This window comes from Flavobacterium branchiicola (assembly GCF_018383905.1).
GTDB classification, from domain to species: Bacteria; Bacteroidota; Bacteroidia; order Flavobacteriales; family Flavobacteriaceae; genus Flavobacterium; species Flavobacterium branchiicola.
In genome coordinates this window covers 347,477-362,047 of sequence record NZ_JAGYWA010000004.1, presented here as the reverse complement: position 1 = coordinate 362,047, position 14,571 = coordinate 347,477, and the positions used below count along the sequence as shown (strand labels likewise).

8 protein-coding genes and 1 other RNA gene are annotated in these 14,571 nt (G+C 30.2%); 8 read left to right on the top strand and 1 reads right to left on the bottom strand.

What is annotated here, in order from left to right:
• Positions 1-186: 186 nt before the first annotated feature.
• Both KHA98_RS11570 and ssrA read left to right on the top strand, forming a co-directional pair.
• Complete coding sequence (locus KHA98_RS11570; protein WP_213258089.1) at positions 187-1,389, top strand: serine hydrolase domain-containing protein; 1,203 nt, start codon at positions 187-189, stop codon at positions 1,387-1,389.
• Between the two features lie 211 nt (positions 1,390-1,600).
• Positions 1,601-1,998: a transfer-messenger RNA gene (ssrA, locus tag KHA98_RS11565) on the top strand.
• A gap of 229 nt (positions 1,999-2,227) precedes the next feature.
• Here the strand turns inward: ssrA and KHA98_RS11560 are convergent.
• Complete coding sequence (locus KHA98_RS11560) at positions 2,228-2,398, bottom strand: hypothetical protein (RefSeq protein ID WP_213258088.1); 171 nt, start codon at positions 2,396-2,398, stop codon at positions 2,228-2,230.
• 329 nt (positions 2,399-2,727) lie between these two features.
• Between KHA98_RS11560 and KHA98_RS11555 the strand changes: the two genes are divergently transcribed.
• Genes KHA98_RS11555 through KHA98_RS11530 form a run of 6 tightly spaced genes read left to right on the top strand, consistent with a single transcriptional unit; the run spans position 2,728 to position 13,970 of the window.
• The gene (locus tag KHA98_RS11555; RefSeq protein WP_213258087.1) at positions 2,728-5,073 is read left to right on the top strand and encodes a type I restriction-modification system subunit M; all 2,346 of its coding nucleotides are present in this window, start codon (positions 2,728-2,730) and stop codon (positions 5,071-5,073) included.
• A 3-nt stretch (positions 5,074-5,076) separates the two neighbouring features.
• Positions 5,077-6,378 (top strand): restriction endonuclease subunit S, encoded by a 1,302-nt coding sequence (locus tag KHA98_RS11550; protein ID WP_213258086.1) that lies wholly within the window; start codon positions 5,077-5,079, stop codon positions 6,376-6,378.
• Positions 6,379-6,394: 16 nt separating this feature from the next.
• Positions 6,395-7,540 (top strand): hypothetical protein, encoded by a 1,146-nt coding sequence (locus KHA98_RS11545; protein WP_213258085.1) that lies wholly within the window; start codon positions 6,395-6,397, stop codon positions 7,538-7,540.
• A 41-nt stretch (positions 7,541-7,581) separates the two neighbouring features.
• Positions 7,582-9,015 carry a DUF262 domain-containing protein gene (locus KHA98_RS11540; RefSeq protein ID WP_213258084.1) on the top strand — a complete coding sequence of 478 codons (1,434 nt, stop codon included), beginning with the start codon at positions 7,582-7,584 and terminating at the stop codon, positions 9,013-9,015.
• A complete protein-coding gene (locus KHA98_RS11535; RefSeq protein WP_213258083.1) occupies positions 9,005-10,948 on the top strand; it encodes a DUF262 domain-containing protein in 1,944 nt (647 codons plus the stop codon). Before KHA98_RS11540 ends, KHA98_RS11535 begins: the two co-directional genes overlap by 11 nt.
• Entirely contained in the window at positions 10,941-13,970 is a 3,030-nt protein-coding gene (locus KHA98_RS11530) for a type I restriction endonuclease subunit R (protein ID WP_213258082.1), read from the top strand. The genes KHA98_RS11535 and KHA98_RS11530 overlap by 8 nt, the downstream gene beginning before the upstream one ends.
• Positions 13,971-14,571 lie beyond the last annotated feature (601 nt).

Genomic DNA, 14,571 nt, shown 5'->3' with positions numbered 1-14,571 from the left:
AAATATAACAAATTTAGTTAAAGTTTTATTTTTTATTTATTATTTAGAATGCTTCAAAACCATTATAGACTGAAAAACAAACTACTATAGGATAGAATAGTTAAAACTATGTTAAAGAGGTGTTTTTAAGTATCTAAAATGCGAAAACATCAAAATTGAATTCGATATATTTGTTTTTAAAGAACGATGCAAATGATTTTCCTTAAAAAAACAAAGATACCACAAATACTTTTCTCAATACTAGTTTTGAGCTCTTGTGGTAAAGACAAAAAAACAGACACAGCCACCACTCCCGCAGTTGAAGATACATTACCTAAAATGAAGCCTTTAGGTCCCGAAAAGAAAATATCGCAGGCTTATAAAAATTCAGTAACAGGCAGAATTAACCATTTTTACAACAAAAACTGGCCAAATAATACTATGAATGGCAGTTTTTTGGTTGCCAGAAACGGACAAATAATTTTTGAAAGATATAATGGTTATGCCAATAAAAATGAAGGCACTCAAATAACAGCCGACACACCTGTACAAATTGCTTCTGTAAGTAAAGTTCTGACGGCTACGGCAGTTTTAAAATTGGTAAATGCCGGTAAAATTGATTTAGATCAAAAAGTAAATACTATTTTAAAGACTTTTCCATACGAAGAATGTACAATTAGAATGCTTTTAAGCCATCGTACCGGAATGCGTAATTATGCTTATTTTACAGATCATGATAAATCGGTTTGGGACAGACATAATCAGCTTACTAATCAGGATATATTAAATATTCTGGCAACAAAAGATATTGGCCTAGAGTCTAAAACCGGAACACGTTTTAGCTATTGTAATACCAATTATGCCATGTTAGCTTTAATTGTCGAAAAAATAACAGGTTTAAAATTTAAAGAGGCCATGTCTCAAATGATTTTTAAACCTTTGGGTATGACACATACTTATGTTTTTGATGATGACAAAGACAGAAAAAAAATAGTTCCTTCTTATAAAGGAAATGGTGCAGAAATTGGTTTTGATTATTTAGATAATGTTTATGGAGACAAAAATGTTTTTTCTACAGCACGTGATCTTTTAAAATTTGACAGAGCAAGACAATCACCAGATTTCTTAAAACCTGCCTTATTAAAACAAGTTTATACTGGTTATAGTAATGAGCGTAAAGGAACTAAAAATTATGGTTTAGGAATTAGAATGATTAACTGGGAAACCGGGCAAAATTTTTATTTTCATAATGGCTGGTGGCACGGAAATACCTCATCTTATATTACTTTAAAGAAAGAGGGCGTTACGATTATTGCGCTATCTAATAAAATGACCAGAAATACTTATGCAGTTCGTAAACTGGCACCAATATTTGGAGATTACCCTTTTAATTTTAAAGATGAAGAATGATATTTTAGTCATAAAGTCGAAAGTCGTAAAGTTGTAAAGTGGTAAAGCTTTTGCAAAATTAACTTTGCGCCTTTAGATTGTACCAAATGGTGAAAATACAAAAGTATTGAACTTTAAGACTTTTGACTTACGACTTTTGACTAATAGGAATTTTTCTGAAATTTTTAATAGAAAGTAATTTCAAATAGTATAAATTTGCAAACTTATTTTTGGGGTCGACTGGTTTTGACAGCAAGTCGAATTGAACAGTAAGCACGTCGAGCATTGAGACCTTGCTCGTAAATATAAGATCTTAAACTTTTACACGGCGAAAATAATTACGCTTTAGCTGCATAATCCGAATCATAGTAAGATTGCGCCACGTCTCTACAAGGTAGAGAAGCTGGATTCTCCTGGAAAGCCTTGGTTTGTGGCGTTCCGTCAAGGGGAACCGTAAAAATAAACCTAGATATCCATGAGCTTCGGGTGGGTTTCGAAAATTAAGAAGATAAGTGTTCGGTGGCTGTTTCTGGCCTAGCTTAACAACGAAAATCTAATCAGGAAATAAACGTGTAGAAAGCTCTTTAGTTGCTTGTTTGGACCCGGGTTCGATTCCCGGCGACTCCACAAAAAGGAAGGTGTCGAACACCTTCCTTTTTTATTTAATCCTCAAAAAAGATTCTTTTTCAAACTTTAAAACGACATTATTCTTATTTTTTTAACAAAAATTACTATTTAGCATATTAAGAATAATAAAAATTAAAAAACTAGTTGACGAGAATCGAACACCTTAAAGCATTAAAAAACAACAACTTAAAAAAGTGTTCGACAGATTTGATTTTCTTTATAAATTTGAAGCTTAATCTTTCGATCCTTCCTCTCGTTTTTCTTCAAGCTCTTTTAATGTACGTGCCACAATTACCTTTACAAACCATCTCACTAAAGCTTCTTTTCTTTCTTCTTCTTTTCTTTCTTCTTCTATTCTTTTTTCTTCTACTTTTTTTAATGACTTACTACTTCTTGATTTCATAATAATATTCCATTAAGTATTTAAAGAAATTACTTAATCAAATTTCCGATTTCATTTTAAATTAATGATTAAGAAATGATGATTTAAATAGGAACGGTTATTCTTATTTTTCATTTTATCATATTTTGTGAAAGTTTTATGAAAGCTATTAAACATCTACAAAAAAAAACTAAAAAGTAACCGATCTACGGTAAACCGTAAATTAGAATAAAAACTAAAACTTATTTTTACAAACAAGACTAATCTATATAAACATACTTAGGTTAACAACCTCGAAATTTATAGATTTACATTTTCTATAATAAATTACAAGAATAACAAAATAATTAATGAATCAATCTGTACACAATAAATTAGTTTCCTTCATTTGGTCAATAGCAGACGATTGTTTGCGAGATGTTTACGTTCGAGGTAAATATCGTGATGTAATTTTACCTATGGTTGTTTTACGCCGATTAGATGCCTTATTAGAACCAACTAAAGATGCTGTAATGGAAGAATTATTCTTTCAACGTGACGAAGCAGGTTTTACAGAATGGGATGAAAATGGGTTGCGCGCTGCTGCCGGATATGTATTTTATAACACAAGTGAGTGGACTTTACAACGTTTACATGATACGGCGACCAATAGCCAGCAATTGTTACAAGCAAATTTTGAAGATTACTTAAATGGTTTTAGCAATAATGTTAAGGAAATCATTGAAAAATTCAAACTAAAAAGTCAAATTAGGCATATGGCAAGCAAAGATGTTTTGCTTGATGTATTAGAAAAATTTACTTCTCCAGACATTAATTTAACTCCTTTTGAGAAAAACGACAGTAATGGACGTAAACTTCCTGCGCTATCAAACTTAGGAATGGGTTATGTATTTGAAGAGCTAATAAGAAAGTTCAATGAGGAAAACAATGAAGAAGCGGGAGAACACTTTACTCCACGTGAAGTAATTGACCTAATGACACATATTATTTTTGACCCAATCAAAAATAATTTACCTCCAGTAATGACTATTTATGATCCCGCTTGCGGAAGCGGTGGAATGCTAACAGAATCTCAAAACTTCATTAAAGATGAAGATGGAGAAATTCGGGCAAATGGTGATGTCTATTTATATGGAAAAGAAATAAATGATGAAACTTATGCGATCTGCAAGTCAGATATGATGATTAAAGGTAATAATCCTGAGAATATTCGCGTTGGTTCAACTTTATCTACAGATGAATTTGCAGGAACTACTTTCGATTTTATGTTATCAAATCCTCCTTATGGAAAATCTTGGGCTAGTGAACAAAAGTACATTAAGGACGGAAAAGATGTAATCGATTCCCGTTTTAAGATAAAATTGAAAAACTACTGGGGAATTGAAGAAGAAGCTGATGCTATTCCGCGTTCATCCGATGGACAATTATTGTTTTTAATGGAAATGGTTAGCAAAATGAAACCGCTATCGCATAGTAAAACAGGAACTCGCATTGCTTCTGTTCATAATGGAAGCAGTTTATTTACCGGAGATGCCGGTGGAGGTGAAAGTAACATCCGTCGTCACATTATAGAAAATGATTGGCTCGAAGCAATTGTACAATTACCTAACAACTTATTTTACAATACAGGAATTACCACTTATATCTGGATTTTAAGCAACAACAAAAAGGCTAACCGTAAAGGAAAAGTACAACTTATTGATGCCGGACAATTATACCGAAAACTCCGAAAGAATTTAGGAAATAAAAATTGTGAGTTTGCTCCAGAGCACATTACAGAAATTGTAAAGACCTATACCAATATAGAAGCTATTGAACGCAAAACAGATAATGGAATTGCCTCAAAAGTATTCGACAATAGTGATTTTGGGTATAACAAAGTGACTATTGAAAGACCGAAACGTTTAAAAGCTCAGTTTACTAAAGAAAAAATTGAAGAACTACGATACGATAAGTCGCTAAAAGAAGCGATGGTTTATGCTTATGAAACTTATGGCGAGGAAGTTTATACTGATATTGCAAAATATAAAAAAGAGCTTATACATTGGGCAGAAAAGCAGGAACTTAATTTAAATAGCAAACAAGAAACGGCTCTAACAACTAAAGCTTTGTGGGAAAAACAAAAGTTTTTACTAGACAATGGCTTACAATTACTACAACAAATAGGAACGAAAGAATTCACTGATTTCAATATATTTCGCACACAAGTAGATGACGTTATTAAAACTGAAAAATTAAAATTGTCTACTTCAGAGAAAAATGCAATTCTTAATGCGGTAAGCTGGTATGATACTGATGCTGAAAAAGTCGTAAAAGGAATTGTAAAACTTACTGGAGACAAACTAAAAAAGATTTTAGAACACTTGGATTGTACAGAAAGTGAATTGCCTATTTATGGTTATTATACAACTGATAAAAAAGGAGAATACATCATTTATGAAACTGAAAGCGACTTACGTGACACTGAAAATATTCCGCTAAAAGAAGCCATTTATTCTTATTTCTTGCGTGAAGTAAAACCTCATGTTGAAGAAGCTTGGATTAACCTTGATGCTACAAAAATTGGCTATGAAATAAGTTTTAATAAATATTTTTATCAACACAAACCTTTACGTGATATTGTAGAAGTTACCAAAGACATTGTTGATCTAGAAAAACTCAGCGATGGATTAATTGCCGAAATTTTAAACTTGTAAATAATGAAAAAATACGACAAGTATAAAAATAGCGGTGTTGAATGGTTAGGAGAAATTCCTGAGCAATGGGATTTTATCCGAATGAAACATTTATTTAAAGACCATTCCGAAAAAAATAAGCCAAATGAAGAATTATTATCTGTTACTCAAAACAAAGGTGTTGTCCCAAGAACTTGGGTTGAAAATAGAATGGTGATGCCTTCAGGTGCATTAGAATCTTTTAAATTCATTGAAAAAGGTGACTTTGCAATAAGTTTAAGATCTTTTGAAGGTGGATTAGAATATTGTCATCACGATGGTATTATAAGTCCTGCATATACAGTTTTAAAAACCAAAAGAAAAATTAACGAAAAATATTACAAGTATTTATTTAAGTCATTTTCATTCATCTCTGAATTACAAACAAGTGTGGTTGGGATTAGAGAAGGAAAGAACATTAGTTTTCCTGAATTATCATATTCGTTTTTACCTGTTCCAAAAGTCGAGGAACAAACCTCGATAGCCAATTTCCTTGATGATAAAACTGCCAAAATTGATCAAGCAATTACTCTTAAACAAAAACAAATAGAACTGCTCAAAGAACGTAGACAAATTCTTATTCATAAAGCAGTTACTAGAGGCTTAAATAATGATGTAAAGTTGAAAGACAGCAGTGTGGAATGGATTGGGGAGATTCCGGAGCATTGGAAAGTTAAGAGGTTTAGAAACACTTTCAAACTTGGCAAAGGATTAACTATAACAAAGGAAAATTTAACTGACGAAGGGATATTCTGTGTTAATTATGGAGAAATACATTCAAAATTTGGTTTTGAAGTAAATCCAGAAATCCATAAACTGAAATATGTTCATACAGATTACTTAATAAATAATTCAAGTTCATTAATAAATGAAGGTGATTTTGTATTTGCAGACACATCCGAAGATTTACAAGGATCTGGAAATTTCACATATTTAAATAGTAAAGAACAAGTATTTGCAGGCTATCATACAGTAATTGCAAGACCAAGTGATAATATAATTTCTAGATTCATTGCTTATGAATTTGACTCACTTGTTTTTAGAAGTCAGATACAAGCAAAGGTAAAGGGTGTAAAAGTTTATAGTATAACTCAATCTATTTTAAAAGAATTATCAATTCTAGTTCCACCAAAAAACGAACAATTAGAAATAGTAAATTATTTAGATAATTCTACAAAAAAAATTGACACAGCTATTTCCTTAAAACAGCAAGAGATCGAGAAATTAAAGGAGTACAAAATGAGTTTGATAGATGGGGTTGTAACAGGGAAAGTAAAAGTTTATTAAGAAAAAAAGAAAAAATATGTTACTAGATATAAGTATTGATTCATTTCTACCACCTTATCAAAGAAGTTTTAATTTAAAAAAATATTCATTAGGAGTAAATCAGTATTTTCCTGACTGTTTTTATAAAAATTCTAGGATTATTGAGGAAGATTTTTCTTTAGACATAATTGACCTATCATATTCTACAGCCAGAACTTTGTGTTCTTATCATTTAACAGATAAAGAATTATATTTTGATGTATTAGCATCAATGTTAAGTCATTTAAATTTTATTGATTCAACAACATCAAACTTTTTACTTAGTGAGTCAAGATATAAACGTTTAAGAGATTTTTCAAAAAATACACGAATTGGTGAAATGGCTCAAGGCGTTAACGCTCTTTTTGTAGCGAAAAGACTCGATTTTCCTTATATAATTGATTTTGATTTAGCTAAAGAAAAAACAATCAATACTCTAGGAATTCAATCATCTGGAAAAACTCCAGATTTTGTAGTTTTAAATAGAACAGGAGATAAAATTGGTTTATTTGAGTCTAAAGGAACAATGACAGGAACAGAATCAGGGAAATATGGTTTTCTTAGTGATGCTATGGAACAAATAGATGCTGTCGAGCGCCCATGTTTTGATTACGCTTTGCCCGTCTGCACAAAGTTTGAAAACAATAATGACCATAGTCCTTTACCGCTTCCTACAGATATAAAATCTTCTATCAATTATGCCCTGATTGAAAAAAAATGCGCTGAAAGAAAAGATACTGCACTTTTGATAAAATTACATTATGCCTCGTGGTTTTATTTGGTTGGAGATTTTGATAGAGTTACATCTATTTTAAATGAAGGAATTATCACTCCAATTCAAGATGAAAATGATCCAATTTATGAATTAGATACCGAAACAGATAAAAATAATCCAATTTATTGGGTAGAACGACCTATGCGTTTATTGTTGTTTGCAGAAGAGTATGGAAGTGCATTTAGACTTTTCATTACATCAAGATATTTTCGTAGAGGCGAATTTAAAATTGGGATATATAAAAAAGTTATAGAAAGTCTTATCAAAACTAATGACACAAATACCATTTTACAACTTCCAGATGGAGAAATTGAATATTTAAAAAAATATCCAGATGGAACGTTGTTATACATAAAACCTAATAAATAAATTTATAAACTTAATTTATAAATTTAGTTAAAGAATTAAAAATGGAAATAAAAGTTGTTAGTTGTACGCTCCAAGAATTACTGAATTCAAATATTAATGCAATTCCAAGCACAGATATAAAAGGTCAATTGCATATTCCGGAATATCAACGCCCTTATATTTGGAAAGAAAAACAAATTAATCAATTATTAGATAGCATTATAGAACATAATTCTTCTGAAATACATGAAAAACCTATGTACTATTTAGGTAGTATTATTTTGCATCAAGATGGAAATTTTTTAAAAATTATTGATGGTCAACAGAGAATCACTACTTCTTTACTTTTGCAAAAAATAAAACACCCCAATGCAAAAACAGGTATAACCTATTCATCAGGAATCAGTATAGAAAATATAAACTATAATTTATCCTATTTAAAAAGTATAAATGATAAAGATATATTTGACTATCGGGATTTTGATGTTTTTGACTATATAGATTTTAATATAATTAATGTTACTCTCATTGTAACACCTACAGAAGATTTAGCCTATACTTTTTTTGAAACGCAAAACACAGGTGGTGTTCGTTTAGATGGAAGTGACATTTTAAAAGCACATCATTTAAGGGCTATTAATTGTAAAAAAACAATTAATTATCAAGCACGAAGATGGGAAACAATTGACAGTAACAAGGTAGAATATGTAGTACAACTGTTAACTAAAATGCGTTTTTGGGACAATAGAAAATGGAAACAATTCCCATTTTACAGAGACAATAGAGGAATAAAAAATGCAATTATTGATGAGTATACCCTAAAAACGAACAATACATTCGATATATCCTATTATTATAGTGCTGTTAAAAATGAAGATGGCAGATTACTTCAAATGCATGAGAGCTCTTATAAGCAACTAAAACAGCCATTGGCAAATGGTAACAACACTCTCGATTATATAAATGATTATATTCATTTGCAAGAGATACTATTTGGTAAAATAAATGATCATAGAATAGACGATGCTTTTTATGAATTTAGAAATAAAGTAATACATGGTTATGATGGTACCTTATTTTTAAAAGAGCTATTTGAAATGGCTACAATCGCTTATGTAAGTAGATTTGGTTTTCATAGATTATTTGAGGCTTCCTTATGGTTATACCGAATGATATATTCATTGCGAGTTTCACACGCTAGAAATGTGAGAGAAGATAGTGTATTTAAATTTGTGTATGACAACCAATTTATTGACAATATATTGGAAGTGTTTACACCTGACGAATTGTTTCTATATCTAAAAAAATTTACTTACACATTAAATAATGAAAACTTAGAAGATGCAACTTCTAAAGGAAAACACATCAAAACGTTAAAAAGATATTTTACTGATTTTGAAACCATAGAATATTTTAAAGACAAACCGAAAAATTTTGATAAAAAATTAATGGAAGTAATAGCATTAATGATAAATAAGAAAAAAAATGGATACTAAATTTAAAACAGAAATAGTTAGTTTAGAATCCCTTGAAAATTATAATTTTTCAATACCTACTTACCAAAGGCCATATGTATGGGGTGATGAGCAGTTAAAAAAAATATTAGATGATTTTTATTCTACTTTTCTACAATCAAAAGATGCTATATATTACGTGAGTAACTTTTTAACTAAAGAAGAAGAATATCATGCAGAATTAATAGATGGTCAGCAACGATTTACTACACTTTGGTTAATATCTTTTGTAATAAATAGCATTAGTCCTCACTCTCATATCGCAAAATTCTTAAAAAAGGATAAGCAATTACGATTAGGATTTGAAATAAGAAAAGAAGTGAGCGAATTTCTAGAGTCCTTACTTTTGGATGAATCTGTTTCTAAGAAAATTTACGACAGTAAATTAATAATTGAATATCCATATTTAAAAAATATTGCTACAGCATTGGTTTTTATTAATGGATATATGAAACAGATCCCTGAAAATAAAATAGAATCATTTGGCAATTATATCTATACGAATGTAAAATTGATCAAGAATACAACTTCAAAAAATACCGATTTAAACAAATTGTTTTCTACTATTAATAGTGCTGGTGTTCAATTAGAGCAAACAGATATTGTAAAAGCAAATCTATTAAGTCTTATTGATCATAAAGTTAAATTTGGGAAAATTTGGGAAACATGTGAAAACATGAATAATTTTTTTGAAAGAAATGCCAGAACTTCATTTCCATCTTCCGATTGGAGTAAGATATACTTTGAAAAACTAGTTGAATTTGATGATTCTATTTTTAAATATGAAAATGATTTTGAGAATCCTGATTCAAATACAACTATATTTTCAATTGATAATTTAGATTTAAACTCAATTCCGCAATACCAGTCTCCAAAGAAAATTGTCTTAAGTGAAGAAAAAAGAAATTCAGATGAAATTTATTGTAGATCTATCATAAATTTTGGTCAATTACTTTTACATACTTATCGAATTCATTTAAGAAAAGAAGGAATTGAAGATTTTGACGGAACATTTCATGTGTCAAGGATAATTGAAATATTCAAAAAACTTGAAGATCGAAATAATCCTGATGAAATAAAACGTTTTATTCTTTTGCTTTGGGAAGTAAGATATCTATTTGACAAATACATAGTAAAATGGATAACTGATGTTGACACAAAAACGGAATCATTAGAATTAGTTAACATCAATAGAAATCAAGAAAGTTATTATAGTAGGTCGAAATATGAAAAATCTTCAAGCCTGATGTTGCAAAGTGTTTTGTATTTTACAGGAGACTATTTAAGGCAATACTGGCTTACAACTTATTTGGGCTATCTTTTAAAAAATCATGCTAATTTATCTCCAACAGAAAGAACACATTTAGATTATTTAGAAAGTATTGATAATGTTTTTTCAACTACAAAAAGCACTACGGATAAGGAATTGTCTTGGGAGTTACTTGAAAACAAATCAATTAATCGACAAGATTTTAATATAAAATCATATTTAGAATCAAGTTTAGGAACAAAGTTTAAACATTATTGGTTCCAGAAATTAGAATATATACTCTGGAAAAATTGGGAGTTTGATAAAACTGAAAAATTTAATAATTTTAGAATTATGTCTAAAAATTCTGTAGAACACATTTATCCTCAAGACCCTGAAAACAAAGTTCAACATCCAAAAATTGATGATGCTATTTTACATTCATTTGGAAATTTGGTTCTTTTAAGTGTAGCGCAAAATTCAGAATACAGTAATAAATCTGTAAATGTAAAACGTTCTATGTTTAATGAAAAGGGAGATTCTTTTGACACGTTGAAATCTTTTTATATTTTTAAAAGTTTTGATTTAGATTGGAGTACGACTGAAATTGGAATACATGAAGAAAAAATGATTCAAAAAATAATAAAACATTACAACAATGCCTAGCCAAACAAACGAACAAGCATTAGAATCAGCCATAGAAAAAAAACTTACAGGTTCTTGTTTAGAAGATTTAAAGCAAGAAGGAAATATTCAAGACCGAACAGAATTGTATCGTTCCGGTAATGGCTATTATATTGGGTATGCTTCAGATTTCAATACAAAATACGCTATTGATGAAGTTCGTTTTTGGCATTTTTTAGAAACGACACAACCAGAAGAACTTGCAAAACTTCAAAAACAAAATGACTGGAAACTAAAAATTCTGGAGCGTTTTGATCGTTTGGTAAAAAAATATGGCATCTTACGTTTGCTTCGTAAAGGGTTAGAGGTTGATGATGCTCATTTTACATTATTATATGTCTTGCCTTTAGCCAGCAGTAGCGCATCTGCTAAAGCTAATTTCGAAAATAATGAATTTAGTGTGTCTCGACAAATTAGGTATTCTTTACTTAATCAGAGGGAAGAAATCGATATGGTGATATTTGTAAATGGTATTCCTTTGGCTACAATGGAACTCAAAAATCATTGGACAGGTCAAAATGCTAAAGTTCATGGGCAAAACCAATACAAAACCAAAAGAGACATAACACAACCATTATTAAACTTTGGTCGCTGTATTGTACACTTCGCAGTTGATACAGATGAAGTTTATATGACAACAAAACTAGATGGTGCGAACACTTTCTTTCTACCTTTCAATTTAGGGCATAACTACGGAAAAGGAAATCCTCCAAATCCATTTGGACATAAAACATCATATTTATGGGATGAAGTTTTGACGCGCGAAAGTTTAGCCAATATTATTCAGCACTTTGTTCGTTTTGATGGCAAAGAAAATGATCCTCTTAATAAAAAGAGTTTATTTTTTCCTCGTTACCATCAAATGAATGTGGTACGCAAATTAATCGCAGATGCCAGTAAATATGGAGTTGGACAAACATACTTAATTCAACACTCGGCAGGTTCAGGAAAATCAAACTCTATTACTTGGGCAGCTTATCAACTAATAGAAACGTATCCGGAAAGTGAAACTACACCAGGAAGCAAAGGTTTAACAAACCCACTTTTTGATTCTGTAATTCTAGTTACAGATAGAAGATTGCTAGATAAACAATTACGCGAAAATATCAAGGAATTCTCGGAAGTAAAAAATATTGTTGCTCCAGCTTATTCTTCTAAAGAATTAAAAGAAAATTTAGAAAGCGGTAAAAGAATTATAATTACTACTATTCAAAAATTTCCCTTTATTGTAGATGGAATTGCAGATTTAAGCGATAAACGTTTTGCTGTAATTATTGATGAAGCTCACAGTAGCCAAAGTGGTTCTGCAGCAGATAATATGAATCGTGCTATGGGAAGTAATAATGAAGAAGAAAGTGAAGATCCTCAAGATAAGATTATCGAAATAATGCGTTCACGTAAGATGAGTAAAAACGCTTCTTATTTAGCCTTTACAGCTACTCCTAAATCAAATACTCTTGAAAAGTTTGGAGTACAACAAGAAGATGGAAAATTTAAGCCATTTCATTTATATTCAATGAAACAGGCAATCGAAGAAGGATTCATTTTGGATGTTCTAGCTAATTATACCACATACAAAAGTTACTACGAGATTGAAAAATCAATAGAGGATAATCCATTATTTGATACCAAAAAAGCTCAAAAAAAATTACGGGCATTTGTAGAGCAGGATAAGCAAACCATTGCTATCAAAGCCGATATTATTGTTGATCATTTTATCAGTAAAATTGTTAATACCAAAAGACTCAAAGGGAAAGCTAAAGCAATGGTAGTCACACAAAGTATCATATCATCAATAAAATACTTCTTCGCTATTCAAAAAATACTAAAAGAAAAAGGAAATCCTTTTAAAGTGGTAATTGCCTTTTCAGGCAAAAAAACAATTGACGGAATAGAATATACAGAAGAAAGTATTAATGGTTTTGCGGAAAAAGATACAAAAGACAGGTTTGATAGCGATGAATACAAAATTTTGGTTGTTGCCAACAAATATTTAACTGGATTTGACCAACCTAAATTAACCGCAATGTACGTTGATAAAAAACTACAAGGTGTTTTGGCTGTTCAGGCATTATCAAGATTGAATCGTTCAGCTAATAAATTAGGAAAGAAAACAGAGGATTTATTTGTTCTTGATTTTTTCAATTCTTCAGAAGATATGAAGGATGCTTTTGATCCATTCTATACGGCAACATCGTTAAACAAAGCCACAGATGTAAATGTGTTGCACGAAATTAAAGCTGTTTTAGATAATGTTGGAGTTTATGAATGGAGCGAAGTAGAAGATTTTGTAGATAAATATTTTAAAAAGGTAGACGCGCAATTTTTAAGTCCAATAATTGATTTAGCAGCTGATCGCTTCAATTTACAATTGGAATTAGAAGACAGTGAAAAAGCTGATTTTAAAATCAAAGCAAAACAGTTTGTCAAAATATATGGTCAAATGGCTTCTATTTTGCCTTACGAAGTTGTGAATTGGGAAAAGCTATTTTGGTTTTTAAAATTTTTAATACCTAAGTTGATAATTGTCGATACGAGCATAGATGCTTTAGATGAACTTCTAAACTCCGTTGATTTATCAACTTATGGTCTAGAACGTGTCAAATTAAATACAATAATAAGTTTGGATGATTCTGAAACGGAACTTGATCCACAAAATCCGAACCCAAGAGGTGCGCACGGGAGCGATAAGGATGAGAATCCACTGGATTTAATCATTAATAGTTTCAATGAAAAGTGGTTTCAAGGTTGGGAAGCAACACCTGAAGATCAAAGAGTCAAATTTGTCAGTTTAGCTAAAAATATTCAAGCACATCCAGATTTCGTAGAAAAATATTCTGAAAATGCAGATATTCAAAATAGGGAAATAGCCTTCAAAAAAATATTTGATGATGTGATGGCACAACAACGTAAGATGGAGCTTAATCTATACAAGAAAGTAACTCAAGATGATGCTTTTAGAATAGCTATGCAGGATACTTTGAAGAGAATTCTTAGCATTTAAAAGGTATTCTTAATACGAGATACTGAATATTTTGTCTAATGAAATGAAGTAAAATAATTTTATCATTCATTAATAGGCATAAATTAAGAAGAATTAGCTAACGTTTACATTTATTGCAAACCAAAAAAATAGCTTTCTAAAGGAGTTCGACTATCGAACACCTTAATCTCTAATTTTCTATCATCTTGAACTAAATAGTAACATCAATTCTAGCAAAACTAACTAAAAGAATAAAAGGCAACACGGCTTAAAAAATCTAAAAAAAACCTTAACAAAACCCTTTAAAGATAAAGGATTACACCTTTTTTTCAACCTTATCTATAAACATTAAAATAGGAATTAAGTGTTCGATTGTAATCCCGTCAAGCCCACAAAAAAAGGAAGGTGTAGAACACCTTCCTTTTTTTATTTAATCCTCTCGATAGATTCTTTTTCAAACTCTAAAATGGCATTATTCCTATTTTTTTTTCTCGCTCCTTTAAAATAAGCACAACAATTATTTTTTAATTTTTATAAGATTGATTATTCAAATTACAATCATAATTTGTAACAGATTAGCTAGAAATAGACTTCTAAGAATTATTTTTCTTTTAAGTGAAAA

Coding starts and splice junctions, on each gene's coding strand:
- KHA98_RS11560 (WP_213258088.1), bottom strand. CDS start 2,398: ATGAAATCAAGAAGTAGTAAGTCATTAAAAAAAGTAGAAGAAAAAAGA.
- KHA98_RS11535 (WP_213258083.1), top strand. CDS start 9,005: ATGGATACTAAATTTAAAACAGAAATAGTTAGTTTAGAATCCCTTGAA.
- KHA98_RS11550 (WP_213258086.1), top strand. CDS start 5,077: ATGAAAAAATACGACAAGTATAAAAATAGCGGTGTTGAATGGTTAGGA.
- KHA98_RS11540 (WP_213258084.1), top strand. CDS start 7,582: ATGGAAATAAAAGTTGTTAGTTGTACGCTCCAAGAATTACTGAATTCA.
- KHA98_RS11530 (WP_213258082.1), top strand. CDS start 10,941: ATGCCTAGCCAAACAAACGAACAAGCATTAGAATCAGCCATAGAAAAA.
- KHA98_RS11555 (WP_213258087.1), top strand. CDS start 2,728: ATGAATCAATCTGTACACAATAAATTAGTTTCCTTCATTTGGTCAATA.
- KHA98_RS11545 (WP_213258085.1), top strand. CDS start 6,395: ATGTTACTAGATATAAGTATTGATTCATTTCTACCACCTTATCAAAGA.
- KHA98_RS11570 (WP_213258089.1), top strand. CDS start 187: ATGCAAATGATTTTCCTTAAAAAAACAAAGATACCACAAATACTTTTC.